This is a genomic window from Salinibacterium sp. SWN167, from assembly GCF_015864665.1.
Lineage (GTDB): Bacteria > Actinomycetota > Actinomycetes > Actinomycetales > Microbacteriaceae > Rhodoglobus.
Window position 1 is genome coordinate 2,038,962 of sequence record NZ_JADYWU010000001.1, and the last position, 26,364, is coordinate 2,065,325.

A 26,364-nucleotide genomic window follows, 5' to 3' on the forward strand; every position below is an offset into this window, starting at 1 on the left:
TCTGTTCAACCCAGCGGCTACTCGTAGATTTCGATAAAACTGGGATCATACAACTCGATTTGGGCAACGCCTTCGAAAAGCGTGATGCGACCCGAGGTGCAAAGAGTCAGTCCACCTGCGATCGATTCGAGTGAACCTACATCCCACACCACAATTTGGAAACGAGCGGGGTCCGGATAGTCGCGACCGAGGTTCAGGAATACGTCGTCGTAGGAATTTCCACCCCCGGCAAGCGGGCCGCACACACGTTGAACGGTCCCGGCATGGGCGGCCGCTTCATTCCACGCGATGCCGCCACCCGGTTGCTGAACAGCTTCCGCGGGCGCAACACCCACTTCGCAAAGCCCGTCTGCTCGAAGAAGCTCAATAGCTCGCGGCCCGAATCGGTCAGAGAGCGATTCGCATGTATCGACTCCAAACTGCTCCGCTGCGCCTTTCCCGGAGGCGTAATCTACAAAAACGTTGTACTCGCTCGAACAATTACTACTCAACCAGTCCAGCTCCGCGTTTATCGCCCCGGCAGTGTCGTCGGTCTTCACTCGGTGCAACACAGTCGAAAGGGTGTCGGTGCAGCTCGCTGCGGGCTCAGCTCGAACTTGATCGGATCCGTAGCTCGTGCACCCAGCGAGTAACGCTAGAAGAGCTATGACCGCTACTTGTTTCAGCCCCGCCCATTTTTTCATCCCCATAGTTGATGACCCTTGCAGATCACACTGCTGGCGGTCAATGATCTCGCGAAGTGGTTCGCCCGCAACACATGCAACGGCTCTCAATCCGTCGGGAAGCTATCGGCAGTATCGAAGCGAGCTCTCCGAAGTCGCCGCCGCTGAAGAACAAACGGACTTGCGCAGTCAGTCGAGACCAAGCGAATTCCCGACTCAAAGTGTTGGATTTGTGTTGGATTGCACGGCAGCGTTCAAAAATCCCATAGAAAAGCTCCGGACTTCGTGAGAAATCCGGGGCACATTGTGGGCTGTTCCAAGAACTCACACAGCCCTTGAATCACAGGTCCGTTCGCGACGCCTGAAACGCGTTTTCCTCCACGCCCCTCCGGATTTTCCTCTTTTGGCGCGGGGCTGTGCTGAGTCGGGGCGCCGAAGGGGGCACGCTCGGTGTTTGGCGCCCGAGGGGTGGCACACTGGAGGCGCTCCGAAGCGGCGATAGTGTCGCCGCAGGCGCTCGTCCATTCGTCTACGCCTCTAAAACTACCAACGCGAAGGCAAGCGAATCCCCTGACAATGTCGGCATTCCGTCGACAGCGTTCGAGCGTCACGGTGGACATCGCTCTCGCTATGGTTCGGTGCGCGTCGGATCTCGGCCGTCTCAATGTCGGCAGGGCGCGCCAGACTCGGCAAGTTCCTGCTTAAGTATATGGTTCGAGGGAACTTGGTGCTGCGATGTGTTGCGGCCGTTCCATACCGCGGGATTTCGAGGACGTTTCGACGTCGAACAAAACTGGAGACTGAATCGTCATGACCTTCCTCAAAGCAAGGGTTCTGCTCTGGCCTCTCCTACTGGTCATTGTGCTGGTGGTCGCGGGAATGGGCGCAGGTTTCGCGTTTGGTGGACTCAACGCGCTCGCTCTCGGTTCGCTGTTCACCAGTAGCTCGAACGAACGAGATTCGCAGGTTATTAAGTTCGACACACCCATGCAAGAGGTCGCCTTACTCAGCCTTCATATCGAGGGTATCGCGAGGGACGAAGGCAAAGGAGAGATTCTCGGCTTCGCCGTACCCGCGAGCGAGAAAACGACGTTGATCCAGTACAAGTTCGACGCAAAACTAGGCATCGATGGGTCACAGGTGAAGATCGAACCAACCGGGCCAGGGTCGTTTCGGGTGACTATCCCTGAATTCATTAGCATCGGCTTCGACGATCCCGTGTTCGAGGACCCCATCGAGACCAACAACGTGCTCAGCTGGCTGGCGCCGCCAGCGGCTCAAAATCGCATGATCAACAACATTCTCAGCGACGAGAACAAGCAGAAGTACATCACCCAAAGCGAAGCAGCGCTGAAAGCGCAAGCCCAAGTTTTCTACTCCGGAATCATCAAAAGCGTCGATCCTACGATCACCATCGACTTTGAGTTCGCAGGGTAGATGCCCATAGTGCCCCATCTCGCCCTCTGTTGCCGCGCAGCCCGGGAAACCGGACGGGCCACCTAAGCAACCCATCCGCAGGAGAGACGCAGGCGCCGTGAACATCTTCAGCATGGTCACCGGGTTCGAGACCGAAGACCCCGAAGATCACCGGGTGACGAACGTCATGATCGACTACACCCCAGTCCCGATGGTGTTCATCGAACCGTTCGACCCAGTACAACCTGCGCACTATCGCCACGTTCCTGAAGGAGCGAGTCATTGCCGAACAGCTCGTCAAACCGGACTGGCCACCTACGCGACCCGTCAGTCGGCGAGATGCTGGCGCCGTGAACCCATACACGAAAACGCTTCCACGCGACCCTCTCCTGGCGCGGTGGGCAAAATGAACTGTCCCGGGTTTCTTGCCGCTTTCTTTCTGGTGAAAGGATGCAGTTATACCCAAGTCTTATCCAAGCGAGGTTCGTGAGCGCGCCGTCAGGATGGCCCTCGATCGTCTAGCTGATTACCCGTCGATGGCGGCTGCGTGTCGTGATCTTGCGCCGAAGCTCGATGTCGGCATCGAGACGCTGCGGAAGTGGATCATGCAAGCTCAGGCCGATGCCGGGAACCGGGTCGGCCCGACGAGTGTCGAGCTAGAGGAGATTCGGCGGCCCAAGAAAGAGAACAGGGAGCTTAGGGAGATCAACGATGTTCTGAAGGCGGCGACGTCTTTCTTCGCGAGGGAACTCGACCCTCGCACCCGCCCATAGTCGCGTCCATCATTCGGATGAAGGAAGACGGCCACGGAGTCGAGTTGACTTGCAGGGTCCTGCGCGAGCAGGGTATCCAGGTCACTTCGCGGTCATATCGGGCATAGAGAACACAGGCGGCATCTGCGCGCACGCGCAGCGGCAGCAACGCCAATGCGAGTCGCGTCGAGTCGCGTCTTAGTCAAATACGAGGACATCGGGAAGAATCTATTGGGCAACGCAAATATAACCATCTGAGTAACCGCGCTCACAGACCGCTAGTTGAGAAGTCAGTGCGTTCCATGGCAAAGCGCGTGCTAAGTGCGTCCAGTGCTGTGAGCATCATGACGCTCGACCTATCGTTCCTTGAGGTTTCGTTACGACCAGCAGGAATTGTCGAGCGACCAGTGAATGTGTACGACATCCTCCGTGAGGGATGGAGGGAGACCCGTGTCGACATGACCCTTCAGTTCTTCCTTGACCCGACAGAGCGCCGTGGTCTCGGCACCCTTGTCATAGACGCCCTCCTTCGCCTCCTCGATGGAGCCCCGAGCATAGGACTTAATGGTCGAACCAGTAAGCATCTAAACGCGCAAGACGCGGAAGGCTCTGACGCGTGGGAAGTTGCTACTCAGGTCGACTTCATCGACGTGTTTGCGTCGAACCAGGATTTGGACGTTGCGCTTGTGCTAGAGAACAAGATCGGCCACGTGCTCGATAACCCGCTGAGGAAGTATGTCGAGTACGCCCGCAACAAGGGATTCGACACCGTAATCGTGGCTGTACTCGCGCCCGAGACGCGAGATCACCCCGACCCAGTGCAGAAGAACTTCCTATCCAGAGCCATCACATACGCCGAGTTGAGCGCTGAGATCAAGAGCGCACCAGAGTTGGTCGAGTTCCTGATGAGCCCCGGGGATCAAGACCAGCGCCGCAGCCTCGATCTCCTACAGCAGTTCATCGAAGCCCGACACGGAAAGACAGAAATGACAGACCTTGAAGACCAAGCGCACCGGCTCAACGAATGGCGGGGCATTCTCGAAGAACACAGAGGAGCCATCACCGCCTTCGAGGAAGCGAGGAGCAGCATCGGCCGTCTTATACGCGATCGAAGAAAACGCCTTGAACCCCTAATCGCCGATCGTCTCGAAGCACTAGCGCTAGAGACAGGATGGCAAGCGCACGGCGGCGGTAAAGAGGAGACGTGGAATGCTTATCATTTCCCAACAGCAGGCTGGTCCGTCGAACTCAAATTCTCAGCTGATCCGACCCGCCCGATGATCTTCGTCTACGACCGACGTGGACTCACCTACAAGGATTCCACTATCGAACCGCTCGGCCTCACATGGACCAACACCGACGAGAAAATCGCCGACGCTTTCATCGAACGCGTTGTTCATATTCTCGGCGAGGTGAAGGCGGGTACCCGGCTCCCCGCGGGCGGGCGCGAAACGGTGTAGCAGCCTCCAGACGCTGATCGCGCTCGTGCTGCACGACTCAAGCACCGCCGACGCTGTACAACTCGATCCAACGCCACGACGGTGCGTCGGCTTCGCGAAGTGTAGGGACACCGCGGCATGAGGTTCGTCAGTCTCTATGCTCTTCGCACCAGAGACTCGAAGGCGACGCTTGCTGCGATAGGCCCTGTGGGACCGAATAACGATCGAGTGCTCGCCCATTGCGCCGGCACTTTCGTTGCGGGCAGGGCGCCAATCCACACCCAGCGTGTGTGGCCGAGGCGTTGGCGTTGCTGCCGCGACTTCATTCCTTCGGCAAGCGAAAAAAGGACATATCCGGCATCCGCTCGATGTACGCGCCGATGCGTCGCTGATCGAATGGCTACCGCAATTCCATGGACGAGGTCGAGTTCTAGAAATCCACCCCGCACCACGGCCGCGTGCATCGAAGTAACCGTTGATAAGACCGCGCTCGTCGGACGACTACAACCACATTCCTTATGAACCGAGAGAGTAAGACATCTCGCAGATCAGAGCCCACACATCGCACTAATTAAATGGGCTTTCGATGCTCCGGAGTTCAAAGTGTTGGGAAAACGTTGGATCGGGGTTCTGAACCCAAACGCTCCATAGAAAAAGCCCCGGATTTCGTGAGAAATCCGGGGCACATTGTCGGGCTGACAGGATTTGAACCTGCGACCCCCTGACCCCCAGTCAGGTGCGCTACCAAGCTGCGCTACAGCCCGCGACAACTCCACTATCCTAACGCGGAATTTGAGGGCCCGTGTTCACATTGGGGTCAAATGCGGCACTAACGCAAAATCAGTTCGAGCTGACCCCGCACGCGGCAGCGAAGAACTCGCGTTCGTGCTCCGTCGAGGCCACGAAAGCCGTAAGCATCGCATCCCGAACTGGCGGCGCGGCATCTGCGGCGAGCGCCGTCACTATCGTGATGGCCTGCTCCGTGGCATCCGTGAAGGCGTCATCGGCATAGGTGGTCAACCAGTCGGCGTAGGGGTGCTCGGCGTGCGCGAGCGGGTGCAGGCGCGATCCGACGTCGTGGTACACCCAGAAGCAGGGCAGTAGAGCGGCAGCGAGCACGGCGTAGTCACCACGGGCAGCAGTTGCCAGCAGGTGGTTGAGGTACCCGGTGGTGGTGGCACTGGGCGAAGCAGCAAATACCTCACCGGAAGGAGACCACGACTCGTGCAATTGCAGCTCCGTCACGATGCAGCCCTCAGCGCTCGACGCCCAGAAGGCTTGTTCCGCAGCGGTGGGTGCCAGTCGGGCGGCTTCGGCGAGCGCCCGCGCATAATCGCGCAGGTAGAGCGCATCCTGAGCCAGGTACCAGACGAAGTCGCCTCGCTCGAGGGATCCATCCCCCAGCGCCCGCACAAACTCGCCGTTGTCGATCTGAGCGCGGATGTCCGCAATCTCAGCCCACCAGTGCTCCCGCACCTCTGCCGCCGTTGGCGCCGTCTCTCCGCCCCCACGAGCCCACAGCCCCGCAAAGTGGTTGATGGGCCCATGCCCGCGCCCTACCTGCAGCGCTGCACCGGCACGAATGCTCTCGCTCAACCACCGCTTCGACTCCCCCACAGCGGAGGCCCAATCCCCGGTCGCCGCAATGCGTGTAGCCAGCGCACTCGACAGCGAACAGCCCGTTCCGTGCGTGTTCGTCGTCTCTAGGCGGATGCCGGCAAACTCAGTCACGACCGGTACGTTCCCGAAACGAGCATCCACGAGCGCATCCGGAGCCTCAGCCCCACTCAAGTGGCCGCCCTTGGCTAGTACGCGCACCCCGTAGGAGGCAGAGACTCGCCCCGCCTGCGCCAGCACCTCGTCCCAGGTCTCGGCAGCAGGCTCTCCCGCGATGATCGCGAGCTCAGGGATGTTCGGTGTCACCAGATCGCTGACCCGTACGAGTTCGCGCAGTGCCAGCTCGGCTTCGGTATCCAGCAGGCGATCCCCACTCGTGGCGACCATCACCGGGTCGAGCACCACGAGCGGCGGCTTCACCCGCGCCAGCCACTCCTGCACGACAGCCACGACCTCGGGAGTGCCGAGCATCCCAATCTTCACCGCGTCAATCGTGACGTCGTCGCTGACGGTATCCAACTGTTGTTTCAGAAACGAGGCCGGCGGCACATGCACACCGCTCACGCCCTGCGTGTTCTGCGCGGTCAGCGCCGTAATGGCCGCCATGCCGTAGCCGCCATTGGCCGCAATCGACTTGAGGTCAGCTTGGATGCCGGCCCCACCCGAGGGGTCGCTCCCGGCGATGCTCAGTACCCGCGGCACGCGCACCCTGCTCACGCCAGCACCAGCACTGGTACTCGCACCCGCACTCGTCCCAACGCCTGAACTCACACTCACGTTCTCTCCCTTACCCGTAACTTCACTCACGCCGTCTCCCCCGATCGAACTCCAGCCCACGCTGCGGCGAGCGCCCGTGCCGCTTCTCGCGGGTCAGCAGCTCCACAGATAGCGGACACCACAGCAGCACCGTCCGCGCCGGCTGCCCGCAACAACGGAAGATCCTCAAGCCCAATACCGCCAATAGCAACAGTCGGCAGCTTGCTGACTGCGATGAGTTCAGCCATGCTGGCGTGCCCCAGAGCATCCGGAGCATCCTGTTTGGTCGTCGTGGGGTTCAGCGCGCCGATACCGACGTAGTCGACCCCGGCAGAGCGCACCCCCGCCGCAAACAGCTGATCCTCGGTAGAGGCGCTCAACCCGACAATGGCATCCGGCCCGACAAGAGCTCGAACGGATGACACCGGCAAGTCGTTCTGCCCCACATGCACTCCGGCCACTTTGGCGCCCATTTCGCGGGCCGCCAGGTACACGTCGACGCGGTCATTAACGAGCACGGGCACTTTTCGGGCCACAGCGGTGGAGACCCGCAAGACGATGTCGAGAAATTCGTGGGCGGGAGTGTCCTTCTCGCGAATCTGAACGACAGTGACTCCCCCGGCGACGGCCTCATAGACGAGGTCGACAAGGTCGTGTCCGGCCGCGCGAGCCTGAGCCGAGTCCGTCACGAGATAGGTGGAGAGGTCGAAGTCGTTCCGCACGCCGCTCACGCGATCACCGCCCGTTCTGCAATATCGTCCACCGAGACTTCGTTCAGGGCATCCAACAGCGCTACCGCGAAGCTTCCCGGCAGTGCCGAACGCTCCGCAGCGAGATCGGCCGCTACCGTGTACACGCTTGTCGCTGCGACCGCCGCCGTCAACGCATCCGGAGTCACCGCCGCAAACGCCGCCATGATTGCACCCAGTGCACAGCCACCACCGGTGACCTTCGTCAGCACCGGATGCCCGTTCGTCAGTCGCACAACGCTCACGCCATCGGTCACAAGGTCGGTCGCTCCCGAGACTGCGACGGCACCGCCAGTCACCCGCGCCAGCATCTGAGCGGCAGTGAGTGCGGCATCCACGGTGCTCGTACTATCGACACCACGGCCGCCAGCACCGAGCTCGGCGAGCGCCAGAATCTCTGAGGCGTTGCCCCGCACGATGGAGGGCCCGAGGTCACGCAGGCGATACGCGAGCGGTGTGCGCACTGGCAGAGCCCCGATAGCGACCGGGTCGAGCACCCACGGCGTTCCGGCAGCGTTGGCGGCCGGCGCAGCTTCAAGGGCTGCAGCGCGCTGCTCCTCTCGACAGGTCCCCAGGTTGATCAGCACCCCAGAGGCAACCCCGGCAAATATGCCCGCTTCGTCCGGGATATCCACCATGGCCGGCGCAGCTCCCACGGCAAGCAGCGCATTGGCGGTGAAGCCCACCACCACACTATTGGTGATGCACTGCACGAGAGGCGACGTCGATCTCACCGCCTCGAGCGCGTCTTGAGTGGCGGTCAAAAAGTTTGGTGGCGTACGCGACATGCACGACATCCCTTCGCTAGTTCTAACTAGATCAGGTTCGACGGGTGTGTTCTCAGCCCCGCAGGGCACCCCGTGTCACAAGTTGTGCCTCCAACATAGCGCTTCCCGCAGCTGCTCGGGCAGTCGTCGTGCGGCCCACCCTTGTGGACCACTTCTCGCTCGCGCAGGGCCTGCTCGTACCCCACTTCTCCCCCACCGCGAGCCGGTTTGCCGCCGACTCCGAGCAATCGGGATTATTTTGCTGTCGGATGTCGTTGCACTGAGCAACAATAAAGACGACGACTGATTTGTGCGCCCATAGTTATCCCGGCTGCTGCTTCGTCCTACCGCTTCACACACGACAGGATTTTCATGACTAGCACCGCGCCGATTACCGGCAGCATTCCCCTCGCTCCCCCCGGAGCGAGCCTGTCAGCGGGCGAGGTCGACAACAGCGGCCGCAACCGTCTCGTTATCGCGCTCATGCTCGCGGCAACCTTCGTGGTCTTCCTCAACGAGACATCGCTTGTCGTGGCTATCCCCCGCATCATGGAAGACCTCAACATCGAGCCAAGCACTGCTCAGTGGTTGTCGACGTCGTTCATGCTCACGATGGCGGTAGTGATTCCGATTACCGGATTCCTCATCCAACGCTTCACGACCCGCAGCATCTTCATCGCCGCGATGTCCCTCTTCACCGCCGGCACTCTGTTGGGAGCTATTGCGCCGACGTTCTTCATCCTCATTGTCGGACGCGTCATCCAGGCCTCCGGTACCGCGATCATGCTGCCGCTGCTCATGACCACCGTCATGACTCTCGTGCCCCCGGCTACCCGCGGTAAAACGATGGGTAACGTGTCCATCGTCATGTCGATGGCTCCCGCCGTCGGCCCCACGGTCGCCGGCCTTGTCCTCGCCGTCTTCGACTGGCGCTGGGTGTTCATCGTCATGATCCCCATCTCAGTCACCGCGCTCATGCTCGGCATCACCAAGGTGCGCAACGTCACCGAGCCCCGCAAGGTCTCGATCGACGTACTCTCGGTCATCCTCTCGGCCGTCGCCTTTGCCGGTCTTATCTACGGCCTCTCGAGCCTCGGCGAATCAGCCAGCGGCGAAGTACTCGTCGCGCCAGCCATCCCGATCATTGCGGGAGCCGTCAGCCTCGCGCTATTCATCCTGCGCCAACTGAAGCTGCAGAAGACCGACAGCGCCCTACTCGACCTCCGCACCTTCGTTGCCTCCGGCTTCGCGATTTCGATCGGTCTCATGATGGTCATGATGGCGGCCCTCTTCGGCACCATCATCCTGCTGCCGATGTTCACGCAGGACGTTCTCGGCCTCGAACCCATCCAGAGCGGACTGCTCGTGCTGCCGGGTAGCCTCATCATGGGCCTTCTCGGGCCGATCGTGGGTCGTCTGTACGACAAGGTCGGACCGCGCCCCCTCATGATCCCCGGCGCCATCGTCGTGAGCGCGTCACTCTGGAGCTTCACGATGCTCTCGGAGAACAGTTCAGCGCTCATGGTCGTTGCGATTCACGTGCCCATGAGCATCGGACTCGCCTTCATGTTCACGCCGCTGTTCACCTCGGCACTCGGGACGCTCAAGCCGCACCTGTACTCGCACGGCAGCGCCACCATCGGCACCGTGCAGCAACTCGCTGGCGCCGCCGGCACCGCGCTGTTCATTGCGTTGCTCACCGTGCAGTCCGTCGCGCTGGCCGCCGAAGGCGCGCCCAATACCGAGGCTCTCGCCGGTGGCGTGCGCCTCGCGTTCATGGCGGGTGGCGTCATCTCACTCTTCGCGGTCGTCGCCACGTTCTTCGTGAAGCGCAACGACGCCGAGATTGACGCGGATGCGGATGCCGACGCGAACGTCGCACCGGTCGGTCACTAACGCTGGAGCGTGAGCGGCCGCCCTCGGCATCCGCTCACGCCGCCCTTAACGCCACACGGCGAGTCACTCTCCTGAGAGAATGACTCGCCGTTTAGTCGTTAAGCCGAAGTTACAGTGCCGAAGCCTGTGACCTCGAGAACCTACTTGCGCTTGCGCTTCTCACGCACACGCATGTTGACCTGGATGGGGCTGCCATCGAAGCCGAAGATCTCGCGCAGTCGACGCGTAATGAATCGACGGTACTGCGGGTCCAAGAACCCGGTCGTGAAGAGCACGAACGTTGGCGGGCGGCTCGATGCCTGCGTACCAAAGAGGATGCGCGGCTGCTTGCCGCCACGAAGCGGGTGAGGGTGCTCCTGCGTAAGTTCGGCCAGAAGCGCGTTGAACTTACCGGTCGGAATGCGGGTATCCCACGACGCCAACGCCAGCTCGAGAGCCGGAACCAGCTTCTCCATGTGACGACCGGTCTTAGCCGAGATGTTCACGCGAGGAGCCCAAGCGACGTGCGCGAGGTCCTTGTCGATCTCACGCTCGAGCAGATCGCGACGTTCGTCGTCGAGAAGGTCCCACTTGTTGAAGGCCAGAACGAGCGCACGGCCCGATTCGAGCACGAGGTCAACGATCTTGAGGTCTTGAACGCTGAGCGGCTGGCTGACATCGAAGATGACAACGGCAACTTCAGCCTTTTCCAGTGCAGCGCTCGTGCGCAGCGTTGCATAGAAGTCAGCGCCCTGCGCCAAAGCAACACGACGGCGGATGCCGGCGGTGTCAACGAAGCGCCAGAACTTGCCGCCGAGCTCAATCTGCTCGTCAACCGGGTCGCGAGTCGTGCCGGCGAGGTCGTTGACAACAACGCGCTCTTCGCCAGCGGTCTTGTTGAGCAAGCTCGACTTGCCGACGTTCGGGCGACCGAGGATAGCAACGCGGCGCGGGCCACCCACTTCTTCCTTGGCCACAGTCGAAATCTCCGGCAGCACCGTGAGCACGTGGTCGAGCAGGTCAGCAACACCACGGCCGTGAACGGCGGATGACGGCCACGGCTGACCGAGGCCGAGGCTCCAGAGCGCAGCGGCATCCGATTCCTGATGGATGTCGTCAACCTTGTTGGCGACCAAAATTACGGGCTTCTTGGTGGCGCGAAGCATGCGCACGACGTGCTCGTCGGTGGAGGTGGGACCAACCGTGGCATCCACAACAAAGAGCACAGCGTCGGCGAGGTCGATTGCGATCTCAGCCTGAGCAGCGACAGAGGCGTCGATGCCCTTAGCGTCGGGCTCCCAGCCGCCGGTGTCGACGATGGTGAAGTGACGGTTGTTCCACTCGGCCTTGTAGTTGACGCGGTCGCGGGTAACACCGGGGGTGTCCTCCACAACAGCTTCACGACGACCGATGATGCGGTTCACGAGTGCTGACTTGCCAACGTTCGGGCGACCAACGATCGCGAGAACCGGCAGGGCAGGCAGGTAGTAGATGGCATCCGGGTCATCGGATGCGGAGTCGAGAACCGCGAGGTCGTCGTCTTCGAGGTCGTAGTCGCTCAGGCCGGCGCGGAGCGCTGACGTGCGCTGAGCAGCCTCTTCTTCGTTCATTCCCGAAAGACGCTCAACCAGATCTGGGTTCAGTTCGGGAAAGTCGTCTTCGGCGGGCGAATGATCGGCCATGGGTAGTCCTTTGTTTACATGCTGGAGCGAACAAAACTCGCGACGGCCGTCACGGTTTGATCGAAGTCAAGATTGGTGGAATCAATGGTGATGACTCCATCGGCGGCGTTCATGAAGTCCACGACTTTGGAGTCCTGCGCATCTCGATAACTGAGTTGTTGCGCGGTTGTCGTGCTCGATTCTCCGGAGAGTTCGGCCGCACGTCTTCCCATCCTAGCTTCTTCACTGGCTGTGAGCAGAATTCGAGCCTGAGCGTCCGGTGCAACCACGGTTGTGATGTCGCGTCCTTCGACCACAATTCCGGGTTTTTCGCTTCCCGCGATGATGCTGCGGAACAGATCGACCATGTACTGCCGCACTTCGGGCACGCGCGCGATGTTCGACACGACGCCCGTGATGCGGGGTTCGCGGATGTCGTCGGTCACGATCTCCGAGTCGACCTTCACAAAGTAATTGTCAGGGTCGATACCGATGGAGTACTCGAACCGCGGGAGCGTCTCGATCACGTCGCCGGGCCCGAGGGTGTCTACGCCGCGCTCGAGGCAGTGCAGCGCGAAACCGCGGTAGGCAGCTCCGGTGTCGAGGTAGTCGAAGCCGAGTTCGCGAGCGGTCGCTTTCGACACACTCGACTTTCCACTGCCGGCCGGGCCATCAACGGCCACCACAACAAACGACGGGTTCTTGTTCACGCGAAAGTCTCTGCAATCTTCCAACCACGAGCTTCGAGCTCGCTTATCAATACGGCTTCCTTTTCGGGCAGCACCGAGATTTCGGCCAAACCGAATTGGGCACCCGGTGAATGCTCAAGGCGCAAGTCTTCCATGTTCACGTCGGCTTCGCCGATTTCGGTGAGCAGTCGGGCGAGCTCACCTGGCTTGTCATCGACCATGACGACCAGTTGGCTGAAGTGCTTGCTCGTTCCGTGCTTGCCGGGAATACGCGCGACTCCCGCGTTGCCGCCGGCCAGAACTTCGGCGAGGGCACGACGGGCACCCGGAGCATCCGGAGTCTCGAGCGCCTCAATCGCCACACCGAGTTCGGCCTGCAGCTCACGCAAAATCTCCGCAACGGGGCCCGAGTTGGCACCCAAAATCTGCACCCACAGTTCGGGGGCACTCGAGGCAATGCGGGTCGTATCGCGCAGCCCTTGACCAGCAAGAGCCACAGCGGCATCGGATGCTCCCGCCAACCGGTGCGCGAGCAAACTCGCCACCACTTGGGGAACGTGCGAAATCAGAGCCACCGCGTTGTCGTGATCGGAGGCTGACATTGCGACGGGAATAGCACCCATCTCGATGACAACATCTTCGACCGCGCGACGACGGAAGGGCTCTCCCCTGCCAATGACCCACGGCCGACCGATAAACAGGTCCGCGCGGGCAGCAATGGCGCCGCCGCGTTCGCGTCCGGCGAGAGGATGTGAGCCAACGTAGCGATCAAGATCGGCACCCAGCGCAATGAGTTCCTCGAGCACGCCCACCTTCACGCTCGCGACATCCGTCACCGTGGCACGCGGCCAGGCGATGAGTTCGCGAGCGACAACCTCGGCCGTGACATCCGGCGGAACCGCCACAATCACGAGCGTCGGCTTATCGTCGGCCTGCGGCGCACGACCAGCGCCATAGTCGATCGCGAGAGTTGCGTTCGAGCGCGACGCATCGTGCAAAATAACATCGACGCCCTTGGCCCGCAGGCCGTGACCAATGCTGGCACCGAGCAACCCCGCACCCACGATGCGTACTTGCCCGGTGATGCGGCCTAGGTTCACGACTGTTCCTCGGCCTCGCGGGCAATCGTCAGTACTGCACCCAACTCCACCTTCGTGAGGTTGCGAGTCTTTCCCAGCCCAAGGCTTCCGAGATTAAGCGGACCAAACTGGCGACGAACGAGTTCGATTACCGGGTGGCCAACTTCTTCCATCATCCGGCGCACAATGCGGTTGCGGCCCGAGTGCAGAGTGAGCTCCACCATTGTTTGGTCGTTGGATGCTCGGCCGAGCGATCGCGCCTTGTCGACGGCAATTGGGCCGTCCTCCAGCTCGATGCCCTTCATGAGCTGCGAAATGGTTTGAGCGGTCACGGTGCCTTCGACCTTGGCGATGTAGGTCTTCATCACGCCGAAGGAGGGGTGGGCAAGCACGTGGGCGAGTTCGCCATCGTTAGTGAGCACGAGCAGGCCAGAGGTCTGCACGTCGAGACGGCCGACGTTGAAGAGTCGTTCGTCGTAGTTGCCGGTGTACTGCAGCAGGTCGGGGCGACCGCTCTCGTCGGACATCGAGCTCACCACGCCGACGGGCTTGTTGAGCATGACGTAGCGCTTGGTGGTGTCGAGCTGGATTGCACTACCGTCCACCGTGACGCGGTCCGTCGGCTTCACGCGTCGGCCAGCTTCTTCAACAACCTTGCCATTGACCGCAACGCGGCCTTGGTAGATCAGGTCTTCCGACACACGACGCGATGCCACACCGGCAGCGGCCATTACTTTTTGAAGGCGTTCGCCCTCAGGATTGCTGGGGCCTGAGCCATTAGCGTTGTTCATCAAAACCGTCCGTACCATCAGATAAAAGTGGCGAGATGGGAGGCAGCTCGGCAATGGAATTGATCCCCAATTGCACGAGCATGAGCTCCGTTGTTTCGTAGTGGATGGCGCCCGTCTCGTTGTCGGTAAACGCTTCCGTAATAAGTCCTCGACTCAGTAGCGTACGCACTACTGAGTCAACATTCACTGCACGCACGGCAGCAATGGCTCCCCGACTGATCGGTTGCTTGTACGCAATGACCGCGAGCGTCTCCAGCGCGGCCTGGCTCAACCGCGACGGGTTTTGCGTATAAACGAAGTCGCGCACGGCCGAGTCGTAGTCTTCGCGCACATAAATTCGCCAGCCACCACCGACTTCGCGGAGTTCAAAACCGCGTCGCGGGCCTTCGCCTTCACCGTCGAAATCGGCGCACAGTGCAGTGATTGTCTTGCGGATTGCCGCCACGGGTGCGTTAAGGGCCGTTGCGAGGCTCACGAGGCTCTGCGGCTGGTCGGCAACCATGAAGATCGCCTCAAGCCCGCGGGCGAGGTCGACAACGGGGGTGGCTATACGTTCGTCAGTTTCCATAATCTGCTCCCAGATTAGCGAGGCTATCGTCTGACCAGTGTTCTGCAGTCCAACGCACGGTCAGTTCGCCCAAGGGTTCAATCTGTTCGAAGGCAACATTGCCGCCGCGATAGAGCTCTAGCACCGCCAAGAAGCGGGCCACAACAACGCCCTTCAACTCGGCGCCCGCGATCAATTGTCGGAACGTCTTCGGCTCTCCTGCCCGCAACAGCGCGACTACATGCGCAGCCTGTTCGCGGATGCTGATGAGCGGTGCGTGCAAATGGTCGAGCCCAACGCTCGGAATCTCTCGCGGTGTGAACGCCAGGGTCGCGAGTGCAGCGAAATCGTCGAGGCTGAGCGTCCACACGAGTTCGGGAGTTTGAGTGCGGTATTTCTCTTCCAAGCGCACCGACCGCACGGTGCGCGTCGCTTCCGCCTCGAAGTGCGAACCGAACCAATCGCTCGCCTGTTTGAACGCGCGGTATTGCAGCAGACGCGCAAAGAGCAGGTCGCGTGCTTCGAGCAGCGCGACATCTTCGGCATCCACGAGCTCACCCTGCGGAAGGAGTCCGGCTACCTTGAGGTCGAGCAGCGTGGCAGCAACGACCAAAAATTCGCTGGCCTGATCGAGTTCGTCGATGTCATCTGATCCATTGGCGGACTCGAAGTGACGCAAGTACGCAATGAACTCATCCGTGATGCGCGACAGCGACACCTCAGTGATGTCGAGCTCATGCTTGGTGATGAGCGACAGCAGCAGGTCGAACGGCCCGTTGAAGTTGTTGAGAGAGACCGAGAATCCTGGTGCGGATACCTCGGTCTCGTCCACGTCGCTAGGCGACGGCGCCACGGGCGATCAGCTCTCGCGCCACCTGGCGGTAGGAGTGCGCCGCAGAGTGGTCGGGGGCGAAGGTCGTGATGGGGGCACCGGCCACGCTGGCATCCGGGAACTTCACGGTGCGACCGATGACGGTCTCGAGAACGTCGTCTCCAAAGTTCTCAACAACGCGCTCGAGCACTTCACGCGAGTGCAGCGTGCGCGCGTCAAACATTGTCGCGAGGATGCCGTCGAGTTTGATCGCGGGGTTCAGGCGATCCTGAACCTTCTCGATTGTCTCCACGAGCAGGGCAACACCGCGCAGAGCGAAGAACTCGCATTCGAGCGGGATGAGCACGCCGTGGGCTGCCGTCAACGCGTTCACAGTGAGCAAACCGAGCGAGGGCTGGCAGTCGATGAGGATGACGTCGTACTGGTCGCTGACCTTGCGCAGTACGCGCGCCAGAATCGTTTCGCGAGCGACCTCGTTGACGAGGTGCACTTCAGCGGCCGAGAGGTCGATGTTGGCTGGGATGACATCAAGGCCGGGAACGTTGGTGTGAACAATCGCTTCTGCGGGGTTCTTGATCGTGCCGAGCAGCAGGTCATAGATCGTGGGCACATCGTGCGTGGGAACACCGAGACCGGCCGAGAGCGCACCCTGCGGGTCGAAGTCGATGGCCAGCACTCGGCGGCCATATTCAGCGAACGATGCACCGAGGTTAATCGTGGTGGTCGTTTTGCCGACGCCACCCTTTTGGTTGCACAGCGAAATGATGCGTGCCGGGCCGTGGCCCGTGAGGGGTGGGGGTTCTGGAAAAACCGTAAGCGGCCGGCCGGTTGGGCCCATTGCCTGAACATCCAACCCCGCCAGCGTCGAATCGTTCTCGCGCTGTGTCGTCATGACAAAAGTTTACGTCGCGCTTACCTCGCAGCCTGCGCTCCCACGCGCGGACACGGCAGGGTCGCCTCTACCAAAGGTTGAAGGTTTGGCAGCGCGACACGCGGGTCAGCGGAGCCGCCGATCAGCCAGCCACGGCATCCGATCGCTCCCCCGGTGCGCTTTACCGTGCGCGCGGATGCGCCGTCGTGTACATGTCGCGCAGCGTGTCAGCGGTGACCAAGGTATAAATCTGGGTCGTTGCCACCGATGAGTGTCCAAGCAGTTCCTGCACCACGCGAACGTCGGCACCGCCCGAAAGAAGGTGCGTCGCGAACGAGTGCCGAAAGGTATGCGGCGAGATATCGATCCCGAGTTCTGCACGCTCGGCAGCGGCTTGGATGATCAGCCACACGTTTTGACGAGACAGCCGAGCCCCACGCGCCCCCAGAAACAGTGCCGGGGTCGCCGCGCCCTTCGCCGAGAGCACAGGACGTGCGCGCACAAGGTACTTCTCGATCGCTGCCTGCGCAAAGCTACCGACCGGCACGATGCGTTGTTTGTTGCCCTTGCCGAGCAGGCGCACAATGTCGCCGTCGATCATGTCATCGACGTTGAGCGCCGTCACCTCAGAGACGCGCGCGCCCGTGGCATAGAGAAGCTCAAGTAGCGCAGTATTGCGAAGCGAAATGACCTCATCGCCCGGAAAGGATGCCAGAACGGTAGCCATCTGCTCGATAGAGATGGCCTTCGGCAGCCGCATCGGCTGCTTCGGGATAGCGACGGCATGCGCGACGTCCTCAACCGCGAGCGATTCGTCGACGAAAAACGTGTGCAGCCCCCGCACTGTCGAGAGCATGCGCGCGACCGAGGAGGCCGCGAGCGGGCGCTCGGTGTCGGCTCGCAAGCTGTGCGCAAATGCGGTCACGTCGTCCGCTGTCACCGCGGCGGGTGTGCTGAGATCGCGCGTGCCAAGAAACGACAGATAGGCATCGAGATCGCGGCGATACGCAGCGAGGGTGTTCGCCGAAAGACCGCGTTCGATCCCCAGATGCCGCAGATAGCGTTCTGCGGCGATGGCAATCGCACTTTTCGCTACGGGACGCACCGGCTCGGTCATATCGCTCAACCTACCGCGAGGGGCTATTCAGCGTAGTTTCGCGGATGCCGTGGCCACGGTGCGTCGGGTTCGCCGAGTGTATTCCAGCCACGGTCGCGTCCGAGCTGCGCCGCCAAGAGTCCGAGGCACAGGATCGAGTTCTGCACGCGCCGCTCGAGAACCGCCTCAACGGCATCCTCCAACGGAACCCAGCGCAGCTCAATACCGGCTTCTTCCGCATAGCGGTCAAACACTTCCCCGGTCGCGCTCACGCCACGGGCCAAGTAAATGCGCACGGCTTCGTTGCTCCCGCCGGGCGAAGTCAGCATTTCGCTGAGCACATGCCACGACTCGGCTTGCAGGTCAGTTTCTTCGGCCAATTCGCGCTGAGCCGCCAACAGCGGCGACTCATTCACGACATCGAGCAAGCCAGCCGGCAGCTCCCAATCACGCAACCGCACCGGATGCCGGTACTGCTTGATCAGGAGCACTCGGTCACGCTCATCCATGGCCAGCACCGCAACGGCGCCGGTGTGGTTCACAAATTCGCGGGTGATCGCAGAACCGTCGAGCTGAAAACGCTCGCGGTCTACGTTCCACACGTGGCCAGCGAACACCGTTTCGGTGCTCAGCAGCTCCGGTGAGACGCGGTCGTCGCTGAGTTCGTTATGCATCATCCTGCTCAGTCACCTCAAAGAGGCGGCTGGACTTTTGGCGCTCAATTGCAGCAGCGACCAGTCCGCGGAACAGCGGGTGAGCACGGTTGGGGCGAGAGAGCAGCTCGGGGTGAGCCTGCGTTCCCACGTAGTAGGGGTGCACCTCGCGCGGCAACTCGACGAATTCGACGAGGGTGCGGTCGGGCGAGATTCCGGAGAACTTGAGTCCGGCATCCGCGATCTGCTGGCGGTATTCGTTGTTGACTTCGTAGCGGTGACGGTGACGCTCGGCGGCCGTCGGCGCTCCGTAGATCTCTTCAACGATGGAGCCGGGCTCGAGGTTGGCGTTGTAGAGACCGAGACGCATCGTGCCGCCCATGTCTCCGCCCGCGATGATGTCGACTTGCTCTGCCATCGTCGCGATAACCGGGTACTTGCTGTCGGCATCGAATTCCGTTGAGGATGCGCCCTCGAGGCCCGCCATATCGCGAGCGTATTCGATGACCATGCACTGCAGGCCAAGGCAAATGCCGAGGGCGGGGATGCCATTCTCACGAACGAACTTCAGAGCGCCGAGCTTGCCTTCGATACCGCGAACACCGAACCCACCGGGAACGATGATTCCGTCGAGATCGGATAGCTGTTTGGCCGCGCCTTCGGGAGTTTCGCACTCGTCAGAGGGAACCCACCGGATGTTTACCTTGGCGCTGTTGGCGAACCCACCGGCGCGCAGTGCTTCGGTGACCGAGAGGTACGCATCGGGCAGGTCGATGTACTTGCCCACGAGGCCGATCGAGACCTCGTTTTTGGGGTTGTGCACGGCTTCGAGCAGTTCGCTCCAGCCATCCCAGTTCACTGACTTCGCTTCGAGCCCGAGCTGGTTGATGATGTAGGCGTCGAGGCCCTGGCTGTGCAGCATTTCGGGGATGTCGTAGATGCTGGAAGCGTCGGTAGCGTTGACGACGGCGTCCTCTTCAACGTCACACATGAGCGCGATCTTGCGCTTGTTGGACTCAGAGACGGGGCGGTCGCTGCGCAGCACGAGAGCATCGGGCTGGATGCCGATCGAACGCAGTGCGGCAACGGAGTGCTGCGTGGGCTTGGTCTTCTGTTCGCCCGAAGCAGCCATGAAGGGCACGAGCGAGACGTGGACGAAGAAGACGTTTTTGCGGCCGAGTTCGTGACGAACCTGGCGAGCAGACTCGATGAACGGCAGGCTCTCGATGTCGCCAACGGTTCCACCGATTTCGGTGATGATGACATCGGGCTGGGGGTTCTCGTCGTCGAAGGGGCCGGCGGCTTGAAGTCGCATGCGGCGCTTGATTTCGTCGGTGATGTGCGGGATGACCTGCACGGTGTCGCCGAGGTATTCGCCGCGACGCTCTTTGGCAATCACTTCGGAGTAGATCTGCCCGGTAGTGACGTTGGCTGCCTGATTGAGCTTGATGTCGAGGAAGCGCTCGTAGTGCCCGATGTCGAGGTCAGTTTCGGCACCGTCATCGGTGACAAAAACTTCACCATGCTGGAAGGGGTTCATGGTGCCGGGATCCACGTTCAGATAGGGATCCAGCTTCTGCATGACGACGCGGAGCCCGCGTGCTGTCAGCAGGTTTCCGAGACTCGCCGCCGTGAGGCCTTTACCGAGAGAAGAGACGACTCCTCCGGTGACGAAGATGTGCTTTGTTACGACCGCGTTTTTATTGTCCACCACGGGGTTCCATCCTATGCCTCGTTGAGCAGTTTTGTCGCCGCGCAGGGGTGTTTCGTTATCGGCTTAACAGCTAAGGCCGGCAGTGAGGCTTTCCGTTGGGCCGACAGTTAGCGACCGAGAGCAGCAATTTCAAGGTCGTGCGCGGTCTGAATCAATTCGCGAGCGTGAGCAAGGCCAGACTCCGAGTCGGGCAATCCCGAGAGCAGTCGCGCCATTTCTGCGATGCGCGCCTCCCCCTCCAACTTGTGAACGCTGGATGCCGTGACCGATCCATCGTCGCCCTTGATGACGCTGAGGTGGTTGTCGGCAAACGCGGCCACTTGCGCCAGGTGCGTGACAACAATCACTTGGGCGGTGCGGCTCAGCAGAGCAAGCCGCTTGCCGATTTCGATCGCAGCGGCACCACCGACACCGGCATCCACTTCATCGAAGATAAAGGTCGGAACCGGGTCGTTGCCCGCAATGACGACTTCGATCGCGAGCATCACCCGCGAGAGCTCTCCTCCAGAGGCACCCTTGCCAAGCGGACGCGGCGGAGCGCCGGGGTGCGGCTGCAACAGGATCGCCACTTCGTCTTTGCCACTCAACGAATAGTCGCTGCGGTCTTCGACCGTAACAACGATTTCAGCGTTGGCCATCGCGAGGTGGGTGAGCTCGTCGGTGACCGCGGCAGCAAGTCGTGCAGCGCTGCGAGACCGAACGTCGCTGACCTTGGCTGCGAGCTCGATCAGTTCTGACTGATCTGCTTCGACCTGAGCCCGCAGCTCATCGATGCGCGTGGAGTCGTTATCGAGTTCCAGCAAGCGTTGGCTGCCGGTGTCGAGCACATCGACGACATCGTCGAGGCTCACGCCATGCTTGCGCACGAGAGCGGCGAGTTGGCCGCGACGTTCTTCAACCCGTTCGAGTTCGCGGCTGCCATCGGAATCCAGCCCGGCGAGGTAGCCAGAAAGATCAGTGGAAATTTCTCCCAACGTGATGGATGCTGCCGCTAACGCCTCAGCGATTGCGGCAAGTTGCGCGTCATGCTCGGCGACCCGCTCAAGCCCTCGCTGGGCGCTGGCGAGCAAGGCCACCACATCGGAGCCTTCATCCGCGGCATCCGCCGACAGCACCGCGTGGGCGCCCTCAGCGGCAAGCCTCAGACCTTCGAGGTTCGCCAGACGATCGGCTCGTTCTGTCAGTTCGACGTCTTCGCCGCGACGCACGTCAGCGGCTTCAATCTCATCGATCGCGACGCGGAGTTCGTCGGCCTCGCGACTGCGAAGATCGCTCTCCGCAACGAGTACATCGAGTTCGCCCTGGGCCGCTTGCCAGCGACGGAACACAGTTTGATACTGCCCGAGCACGGTCGCAAGTTCGGCTCCCGCATAGCGATCGAGCGCGTTGCGTTGAGCCGTCGACGACTTGAGGCGGATCTGTTCAGACTGGCCGTGCACAACGACGAGCTGGTCGCCTAGCTCGGTGAGCACACCGACCGGAGCACTACGACCGCCAACTACAGCACGACTGCGCCCTTCACGCGCAACAGTGCGCACCAGAAGAAGCTCTCCGTCGTCGAGGTCACCGCCGGCGTCGCGCACGCGCTCAGCGACCGCAGACATGGGGTCAATGACCCAACGGCCCTCCACGGAGGCTTGATCGCTATCGGCACGGATCGCAGCGGCATCGGCCCGCTCGCCGAGCAGCAACCCCAGGGCGGTAACGACCATCGTCTTTCCGGCGCCCGTCTCGCCCGTGAGCGCGGTAAACCCGGGGCTCAGCGGAAGTCGTGCTGAAGCGATAACGCCGAGGTCGCGAATGGAGATCTCTTCGATCACGAGTCGGTTCCCCCCTCCGATGCTGGCCCACGCCATCCGTTGACCGGCAAATTGAATTTCTTGACAAGGCGATCGGTGAACGGTCCTTGAGACAGTCTGGCTAGTCGCACCGGCACCGGCGAACGTCGCACGATCACGCGGGCACCGCGCGGAAGATCGAAAGCGCGTCGGCCGTCGCACCACAACACACCAATACCCATATTGCGATCGAGTACTTCAACGGCGAGGGCCGAGTCAGGCCCGACGACAATGGGGCGCGCAAACAATGCGTGAGCGCTCAGCGGAACAAGCAAGAGAGCGTCGAGGCTCGGCCAGACCACCGGGCCACCGGCGGAAAACGCATAGGCGGTGGATCCGGTCGGTGTGGACATGACAACGCCGTCGCAACCGAAGGATGAGAGCGGCCGGCCGTCGACTTCGATGACCACTTCAAGCATGCGCTCGCGACTCGCCTTTTCGACGGTCGCTTCGTTCAACGCCCAAGTTTCGTAGACAACCTCGGAGTCAACCTTCACCCGCACCGACAGCGTCATGCGCTCTTCGACGAGGTAGTCGCGGGCAAGCGCGCGTTCGACAGTGGATGTGAGTTCTTCGCGTTCGCTTTCGGCCAAGAAACCGACGTGACCCAAATTGACACCCAGTAGTGGCGCGCTGCAGCCTCGCGTGAGTTCCGCAGCGCGGAGGATGGTTCCATCACCACCCAGGACGATCACCAGCTCGAGCTCTCCGGTTTCAACCTCGTTGCCGAGTCGCGAGACTGGCGCGAGATCAGGTTCAGCCTGCAAAATCGTTTCGTAGCTATCGGGAGCCAACACCGGAACGATTCCCGCGCTGATGAGTTGACGGCACACCGAGATAGCGGCAGTAAGGGACTCCGCGCGGCCGGTGTGAGCGATAACTAGGATGTGGCGATTAGAAGCATGAGAGTTCTCGGACTGCACCGTGCCCCTCTCATTCGTAGTGATTGTGTGATCCGACGCCACCAAGCGGTCAGCTCTAGGCGATCGCAGAAACCTGCGTTAACCATTCTGTCGGATTGCTGCCTGACCGTGCGCTCAACCAGACAAGATACTCACGGTTTCCTGCGTTACCGGCAATTGGTGAGGAGATGACACCGGCCGTGCCGAGCCCTAGATCCCACGCTGCCCACAACACGCCCGTGATGGCTTCGTCGCGCAGGGCCGCGCCGTGCACGATTCCTTCACGAATGTTCGTGCGACCAACCTCGAACTGTGGCTTTACCAGCAGCACGTAGTCAGCGCTCTCCCCAACCGCCGCATAAAAAGCAGGCAGCACGGTACGAAGCGAGATGAACGACAGATCAGAGACCACAAGAGTGGGAGTCTCGGATGTCCCGCTCAACTCCGCCAGCGATTCAGCGGTGAGATAGCGGGCATTCTCTCGCTCGATAACGCGCACTCGGGCATCCGACCGGATCAGGTCGACGAGTTGCCCGTGGCCGACGTCGAGCGCGATAACTTCGCGAGCACCTCGTTCGAGCAAAACTTGAGTGAAGCCGCCGGTCGACGCGCCAACATCCAGCGCGAGCTTGTCAGTCGCGTCGATGCCGAAGGCGTCGAGACCCGCCACAAGTTTGTGGGCGGCCCGGCTTACGTAATGATCGGTCTCAGCGACCTCGATGACGTGGTCGTCGCTCACCGGAGTTGACGCTTTCGGAATCGCGATTCCTGACACCGTGACGAGACCGTCGGCAATCAGTTTGGCGGCGTGGGTGCGAGAACGCGCCAGACCGCGAGCAGCGAGAGCTGCGTCGAGCCGCACGTTAGCCATTGCGCGAAAACGCGTCCTTGCCCTCGAGCTGCTGCTGCAGTTCGTCGTGAATCTGGGTGAAGGCAGCGGCTCGAGTTTCGAGTGGCTGGTCTTCGATCAGGCTCAATCGTGACATCAGTCCGTCGACGGGTGATTCATCGCTCATGCTCATGAATATAGCTCCGCTGGCACTTCGAGGGCGTAAATGGCGCTCCCCGAGTTCCAAATTGCTGCGGCGCCAGCGCGCAATCGGTCGATGGATGTTCCGGCCGTAGTCACGGTCAGTCGCTGCCCTTCGAGGCGCACTGTCGCCGTTCCCACCGTCGTCACGACGACGGCGGCGCCGTCGTGGGTAACTTGCGTTTCTGGATAGGGCTCATGCAGCCCGCGCAAATCATCAACGATCATCGTCGGTCGCTCATCCGGGATACACGCCAGCACTTGCTTTGCTTGATCAATGCCTGTCAGAACGAGAAGCGACGGGATGCCGGCTCGGTTGGCCCCGAGAATGTCAGTGTCGAGGCGGTCGCCGATCATCAACGCTTCGCGTGACTCGTAACGAGCAAACGCCTCTTCGAAGATGGCCACTTCTGGCTTGCCGGCGACGATCGGCAAACGGCCAACGGCGGAATGCACCGCTGACACAAGAGTGCCGTTACCGGGCGCTGTGCCGCGAGCCTGGGGAATCGTCCAGTCAGTGTTGGTGGCGATCCAAGGGATTCCGGAGTCTCCGCCCTTGAGCGCGAACGAGGCTTCTGCGAGATCCTTCCAGCCCACGTGCGGAGCGAAGCCCTGCACGACGGCCGCTGGCGAATCATCAGCCGACCGGGTCACCACAAAACCTGACTTTTCAAGCTCGTTCGTCAGGCCGTCGCCGCCAACAACCATGATGGTCGAACCGGCAGGAACGATATCGCGCAACAATCCCATGGCCGCTTGCGGCGAGGTCACCACGTCGCGCGGTTCCACCGTCAGCCCGAGCTCGCTCAAGTGCTCAGCAACGGATGCATCGGTGCGCGACGCATTATTCGTAATGTAAGCAACGTGTGGGCCATCAATCGCGTTCATGCTCTCAACGGCATGCGGAATCGCATCCGGTCCGCGATAGATCACTCCATCGAGGTCCGCGAGTACGAGTGCGACGCCCGTGAGGGGTGTCTTAGCTGACACGCTCGCCCGTCTCGTCATCGTTTCCGGCCGCTTCGTCAGCGACTTCCAGAGGCCCATTGGCATCCTCAATTTCTACTGCACCGTCATCGGACGCGTCGAATTCAAGCTCTTCTTCAACAACTTCGATCATGTCGTCTTCGTCATCGCCGAGTGCTGCTTCTGCAACATCGGCGCGAGAGAACCAGATGGCCGCTTCATCGTCGCGACCGAGCTCTTCGAGCACGGTTCCGTAGGCACCAAACAACGCCGGGCTGTACGAGAACGCCTTGTCGGGGTCGAGCTGCGGAATCTGCAACTCCACGAGCGCTTCTTCCGCGTGACCGAGGTCGAGGCGCGCGCCAGACATCGCAATAGCCAACTCAACTTGAACGGCTGAAGACAGCGTGCTGCGCTTCACTGAACGCCCGAGTTCAAGGGCCCGCTCAGGGCGCTCGAGTCCACGTTCGCTGTCGACCATCATGGGCAGCTGATCGTCACGACCAGTGATACGACGGTAGGTGCGCAATTCGCGCAACGCCAAAGCGTAGTCAGCGGTCGCATACGCTGTAATGGCGAGAGTTTCGCGAACGACTCCAATGCGGCCTGCACGACGAGCAGCCGAAATGGCGTGCTGGTGGGCAAGTTCAGGGTCTTCCTCGATGAGGCGCGACACCATCACCAAGTGCAGGGCAACGCCTTCTGCATTCTCCTTGCTGAGGGTCTTCAACTCATTTGAGGCAACCCGATCAAGCATTTTGGGCGTAACACCCTCCGGAATCTCGGGAGCCTGGTGGTACGCACGAACCGAGCGGATGCCGAAAGGATCGCGATCCTCTTCAGGCTCACGTTCGCTAGCGTCGCGGTCTCCGCGCGCTGGCGCACCGCCCTTGGTCCACAGCCGTTTCTCGTCGGGACCACCGCGGCGATCAGATCCACGGTCGGGACGTCCGCCGCGCTCGGGGCGCCCTGAGCCATCGGAACGGAACGGGCGTGCCGGCCGGTCTCCCCTATCGGGGCGATCGCCGGAGCGTGGGGGGCGGCTATCGCGGTCACCAGAACGAGGAGGTCGCGAGTCTCGGTCGCCGGAGCGCTGCGGGCGACCATCACGGTCTCCAGCGGCATCACGGCGGGGGCGACGGTCGTCGCCAGCGGAGGAATCTCGACGCGGCGCACGATCGCTGCCATCAGCGTCGCGTCGCGGACGACGGTCAGCACCGGCACTATCGCCATCGCGGCGTGGACGGCGGTCATCGCCCTCGGGCTTGTTACGCCACGGACGGTCCGAGCCGGATGCTGGCTTGCCGCGGGCTGGTCCACCTGCGGCGTTGTCGCGGCGTGGCCTTCCATCGCTTGGTCGTCCCTCACCGGGACGCCCACCAGTGGGACGTCCACCAGATCGGGGCGCGCCAGAGCGGTTCCCGTGGGGTCGGCTGTCGTGCCGGCCGTCATTTTCTGAGGAATCGCTCATTCGTTGCTCCTGATTTTGGGGTGGGGACTTAACGCAAAATAGCCACCAGCTGTGTTTATCAAACACAGTGGTGGCTATTTTACAATTGAAGTCCGGCGGTGTCCTACTCTCCCACAAGGTCCCCCTTGCAGTACCATCGGCGCAGAGAGTCTTAGCTTCCGGGTTCGGAATGTAACCGGGCGTTTCCCTCT

Annotated in this window: 24 protein-coding genes, 1 tRNA gene, 1 rRNA gene and 1 riboswitch; of the genes, 4 read left to right on the forward strand and 22 right to left on the reverse strand. The window is 61.5% G+C overall.

Going from position 1 to position 26,364, the window contains the following annotated elements; genetic code table 11:
- Positions 1 to 17 precede the first annotated feature (17 nt).
- Positions 18 to 539, reverse strand: coding sequence for a hypothetical protein (locus tag I6E60_RS09755; protein WP_197179942.1), 522 nt, complete (start codon positions 537 to 539; stop codon positions 18 to 20).
- A gap of 933 nt (positions 540 to 1,472) precedes the next feature.
- Here I6E60_RS09755 and I6E60_RS09760 point away from each other — a divergent pair.
- The 3 genes from I6E60_RS09760 (at position 1,473) to I6E60_RS09775 (ending at position 4,290) form a co-directional block, all read left to right on the forward strand.
- The gene (locus I6E60_RS09760; RefSeq protein WP_197179944.1) at positions 1,473 to 2,099 is read left to right on the forward strand and encodes a hypothetical protein; all 627 of its coding nucleotides are present in this window, start codon (positions 1,473 to 1,475) and stop codon (positions 2,097 to 2,099) included.
- Between the two features lie 437 nt (positions 2,100 to 2,536).
- Positions 2,537 to 2,851: a transposase gene (locus I6E60_RS09770; RefSeq protein WP_307841815.1), complete on the forward strand. Its 315-nt coding sequence runs from the start codon at positions 2,537 to 2,539 to the stop codon at positions 2,849 to 2,851.
- 281 nt (positions 2,852 to 3,132) lie between these two features.
- Positions 3,133 to 4,290, forward strand: a complete 1,158-nt coding sequence (locus I6E60_RS09775; protein WP_231601189.1) for a PD-(D/E)XK nuclease family protein — start codon at positions 3,133 to 3,135, stop codon at positions 4,288 to 4,290.
- A 669-nt stretch (positions 4,291 to 4,959) separates the two neighbouring features.
- Here the strand turns inward: I6E60_RS09775 and I6E60_RS09780 are convergent.
- The 4 genes from I6E60_RS09780 to thiM form a co-directional block, all read right to left on the reverse strand.
- A tRNA-Pro gene (locus I6E60_RS09780) sits at positions 4,960 to 5,033 on the reverse strand.
- 76 nt (positions 5,034 to 5,109) lie between these two features.
- Positions 5,110 to 6,657, reverse strand: a complete 1,548-nt coding sequence (locus tag I6E60_RS09785; protein ID WP_307841811.1) for a bifunctional hydroxymethylpyrimidine kinase/phosphomethylpyrimidine kinase — start codon at positions 6,655 to 6,657, stop codon at positions 5,110 to 5,112.
- Positions 6,658 to 6,689: 32 nt separating this feature from the next.
- Positions 6,690 to 7,373 carry a thiamine phosphate synthase gene (gene thiE / locus I6E60_RS09790; protein ID WP_197179954.1) on the reverse strand — a complete coding sequence of 228 codons (684 nt, stop codon included), beginning with the start codon at positions 7,371 to 7,373 and terminating at the stop codon, positions 6,690 to 6,692.
- Positions 7,370 to 8,179: a hydroxyethylthiazole kinase gene (gene thiM, locus I6E60_RS09795; protein WP_197179957.1), complete on the reverse strand. Its 810-nt coding sequence runs from the start codon at positions 8,177 to 8,179 to the stop codon at positions 7,370 to 7,372. Before thiM ends, thiE begins: the two co-directional genes overlap by 4 nt.
- A riboswitch (TPP riboswitch) is annotated at positions 8,171 to 8,262 on the reverse strand. It overlaps the preceding gene by 9 nt.
- Before the next feature lie 268 nt (positions 8,263 to 8,530).
- Between thiM and I6E60_RS09800 the strand changes: the two genes are divergently transcribed.
- Entirely contained in the window at positions 8,531 to 10,054 is a 1,524-nt protein-coding gene (locus I6E60_RS09800; RefSeq protein ID WP_197179960.1) for a DHA2 family efflux MFS transporter permease subunit, read from the forward strand.
- A gap of 140 nt (positions 10,055 to 10,194) precedes the next feature.
- On the opposite strand, the gene der is transcribed toward I6E60_RS09800, so the two are convergent.
- The 17 genes from der to rrf form a co-directional block, all read right to left on the reverse strand.
- Positions 10,195 to 11,715: a ribosome biogenesis GTPase Der gene (gene der, locus I6E60_RS09805; protein ID WP_197125087.1), complete on the reverse strand. Its 1,521-nt coding sequence runs from the start codon at positions 11,713 to 11,715 to the stop codon at positions 10,195 to 10,197.
- A 14-nt stretch (positions 11,716 to 11,729) separates the two neighbouring features.
- On the reverse strand, positions 11,730 to 12,404 hold the full coding sequence (gene cmk / locus I6E60_RS09810) for a (d)CMP kinase (RefSeq protein ID WP_197105409.1): 675 nt from the start codon (positions 12,402 to 12,404) through the stop codon (positions 11,730 to 11,732).
- Entirely contained in the window at positions 12,401 to 13,483 is a 1,083-nt protein-coding gene (locus tag I6E60_RS09815; protein WP_197125088.1) for a prephenate dehydrogenase, read from the reverse strand. The genes cmk and I6E60_RS09815 overlap by 4 nt, the downstream gene beginning before the upstream one ends.
- On the reverse strand, positions 13,480 to 14,253 hold the full coding sequence (locus tag I6E60_RS09820; protein WP_197125089.1) for a pseudouridine synthase: 774 nt from the start codon (positions 14,251 to 14,253) through the stop codon (positions 13,480 to 13,482). The genes I6E60_RS09815 and I6E60_RS09820 overlap by 4 nt, the downstream gene beginning before the upstream one ends.
- Positions 14,240 to 14,821 (reverse strand): SMC-Scp complex subunit ScpB, encoded by a 582-nt coding sequence (locus tag I6E60_RS09825; RefSeq protein ID WP_197125090.1) that lies wholly within the window; start codon positions 14,819 to 14,821, stop codon positions 14,240 to 14,242. The genes I6E60_RS09820 and I6E60_RS09825 overlap by 14 nt, the downstream gene beginning before the upstream one ends.
- Positions 14,811 to 15,653, reverse strand: coding sequence for a ScpA family protein (locus tag I6E60_RS09830; protein WP_197125091.1), 843 nt, complete (start codon positions 15,651 to 15,653; stop codon positions 14,811 to 14,813). The genes I6E60_RS09825 and I6E60_RS09830 overlap by 11 nt, the downstream gene beginning before the upstream one ends.
- Positions 15,637 to 16,524, reverse strand: coding sequence for a ParA family protein (locus tag I6E60_RS09835; RefSeq protein ID WP_197135326.1), 888 nt, complete (start codon positions 16,522 to 16,524; stop codon positions 15,637 to 15,639). The genes I6E60_RS09830 and I6E60_RS09835 overlap by 17 nt, the downstream gene beginning before the upstream one ends.
- A 160-nt stretch (positions 16,525 to 16,684) precedes the next feature.
- A complete protein-coding gene (locus I6E60_RS09840; protein ID WP_197179963.1) occupies positions 16,685 to 17,620 on the reverse strand; it encodes a site-specific tyrosine recombinase XerD in 936 nt (311 codons plus the stop codon).
- Positions 17,621 to 17,643: 23 nt separating this feature from the next.
- A complete protein-coding gene (locus I6E60_RS09845) occupies positions 17,644 to 18,276 on the reverse strand; it encodes an NUDIX hydrolase (RefSeq protein ID WP_197179965.1) in 633 nt (210 codons plus the stop codon).
- A complete protein-coding gene (locus I6E60_RS09850) occupies positions 18,266 to 19,966 on the reverse strand; it encodes a CTP synthase (protein ID WP_197125098.1) in 1,701 nt (566 codons plus the stop codon). Before I6E60_RS09850 ends, I6E60_RS09845 begins: the two co-directional genes overlap by 11 nt.
- A gap of 107 nt (positions 19,967 to 20,073) precedes the next feature.
- Positions 20,074 to 21,786, reverse strand: a complete 1,713-nt coding sequence (gene recN, locus I6E60_RS09855) for a DNA repair protein RecN (protein WP_197179967.1) — start codon at positions 21,784 to 21,786, stop codon at positions 20,074 to 20,076.
- The gene (locus tag I6E60_RS09860; protein WP_197125102.1) at positions 21,783 to 22,727 is read right to left on the reverse strand and encodes an NAD kinase; all 945 of its coding nucleotides are present in this window, start codon (positions 22,725 to 22,727) and stop codon (positions 21,783 to 21,785) included. Before I6E60_RS09860 ends, recN begins: the two co-directional genes overlap by 4 nt.
- A 55-nt stretch (positions 22,728 to 22,782) precedes the next feature.
- Entirely contained in the window at positions 22,783 to 23,577 is a 795-nt protein-coding gene (locus I6E60_RS09865; protein WP_197179969.1) for a TlyA family RNA methyltransferase, read from the reverse strand.
- Complete coding sequence (locus I6E60_RS09870; protein ID WP_197125323.1) at positions 23,570 to 23,722, reverse strand: hypothetical protein; 153 nt, start codon at positions 23,720 to 23,722, stop codon at positions 23,570 to 23,572. The genes I6E60_RS09865 and I6E60_RS09870 overlap by 8 nt, the downstream gene beginning before the upstream one ends.
- A 2-nt stretch (positions 23,723 to 23,724) precedes the next feature.
- Positions 23,725 to 24,744 carry an HAD-IIA family hydrolase gene (locus tag I6E60_RS09875; RefSeq protein WP_197180098.1) on the reverse strand — a complete coding sequence of 340 codons (1,020 nt, stop codon included), beginning with the start codon at positions 24,742 to 24,744 and terminating at the stop codon, positions 23,725 to 23,727.
- The gene (locus tag I6E60_RS14400) at positions 24,716 to 26,173 is read right to left on the reverse strand and encodes a primosomal protein (RefSeq protein WP_231601190.1); all 1,458 of its coding nucleotides are present in this window, start codon (positions 26,171 to 26,173) and stop codon (positions 24,716 to 24,718) included. Before I6E60_RS14400 ends, I6E60_RS09875 begins: the two co-directional genes overlap by 29 nt.
- Positions 26,174 to 26,263: 90 nt before the next feature.
- Positions 26,264 to 26,364 (reverse strand): 5S ribosomal RNA (gene rrf, locus I6E60_RS09885); the annotation flags it as partial.

Bases quoted from the DNA above. Each gene is read 5' to 3' on its own strand.
- thiM (WP_197179957.1), bottom strand. From the start codon at position 8,179: ATGTCGCGTACGCCACCAAACTTTTTGACCGCCACTCAAGACGCGCTC.
- I6E60_RS09865 (WP_197179969.1), bottom strand. From the start codon at position 23,577: ATGGCTAACGTGCGGCTCGACGCAGCTCTCGCTGCTCGCGGTCTGGCG.
- I6E60_RS14400 (WP_231601190.1), bottom strand. From the start codon at position 26,173: ATGAGCGATTCCTCAGAAAATGACGGCCGGCACGACAGCCGACCCCAC.
- I6E60_RS09800 (WP_197179960.1), top strand. From the start codon at position 8,531: ATGACTAGCACCGCGCCGATTACCGGCAGCATTCCCCTCGCTCCCCCC.
- der (WP_197125087.1), bottom strand. From the start codon at position 11,715: ATGGCCGATCATTCGCCCGCCGAAGACGACTTTCCCGAACTGAACCCA.
- I6E60_RS09760 (WP_197179944.1), top strand. From the start codon at position 1,473: ATGACCTTCCTCAAAGCAAGGGTTCTGCTCTGGCCTCTCCTACTGGTC.
- I6E60_RS09840 (WP_197179963.1), bottom strand. From the start codon at position 17,620: ATGACCGAGCCGGTGCGTCCCGTAGCGAAAAGTGCGATTGCCATCGCC.
- I6E60_RS09820 (WP_197125089.1), bottom strand. From the start codon at position 14,253: ATGAACAACGCTAATGGCTCAGGCCCCAGCAATCCTGAGGGCGAACGC.
- I6E60_RS09875 (WP_197180098.1), bottom strand. From the start codon at position 24,744: ATGACGAGACGGGCGAGCGTGTCAGCTAAGACACCCCTCACGGGCGTC.
- I6E60_RS09825 (WP_197125090.1), bottom strand. From the start codon at position 14,821: ATGGAAACTGACGAACGTATAGCCACCCCCGTTGTCGACCTCGCCCGC.
- I6E60_RS09870 (WP_197125323.1), bottom strand. From the start codon at position 23,722: ATGAGCGATGAATCACCCGTCGACGGACTGATGTCACGATTGAGCCTG.
- I6E60_RS09835 (WP_197135326.1), bottom strand. From the start codon at position 16,524: ATGACGACACAGCGCGAGAACGATTCGACGCTGGCGGGGTTGGATGTT.
- I6E60_RS09845 (WP_197179965.1), bottom strand. From the start codon at position 18,276: ATGATGCATAACGAACTCAGCGACGACCGCGTCTCACCGGAGCTGCTG.
- I6E60_RS09775 (WP_231601189.1), top strand. From the start codon at position 3,133: ATGGCAAAGCGCGTGCTAAGTGCGTCCAGTGCTGTGAGCATCATGACG.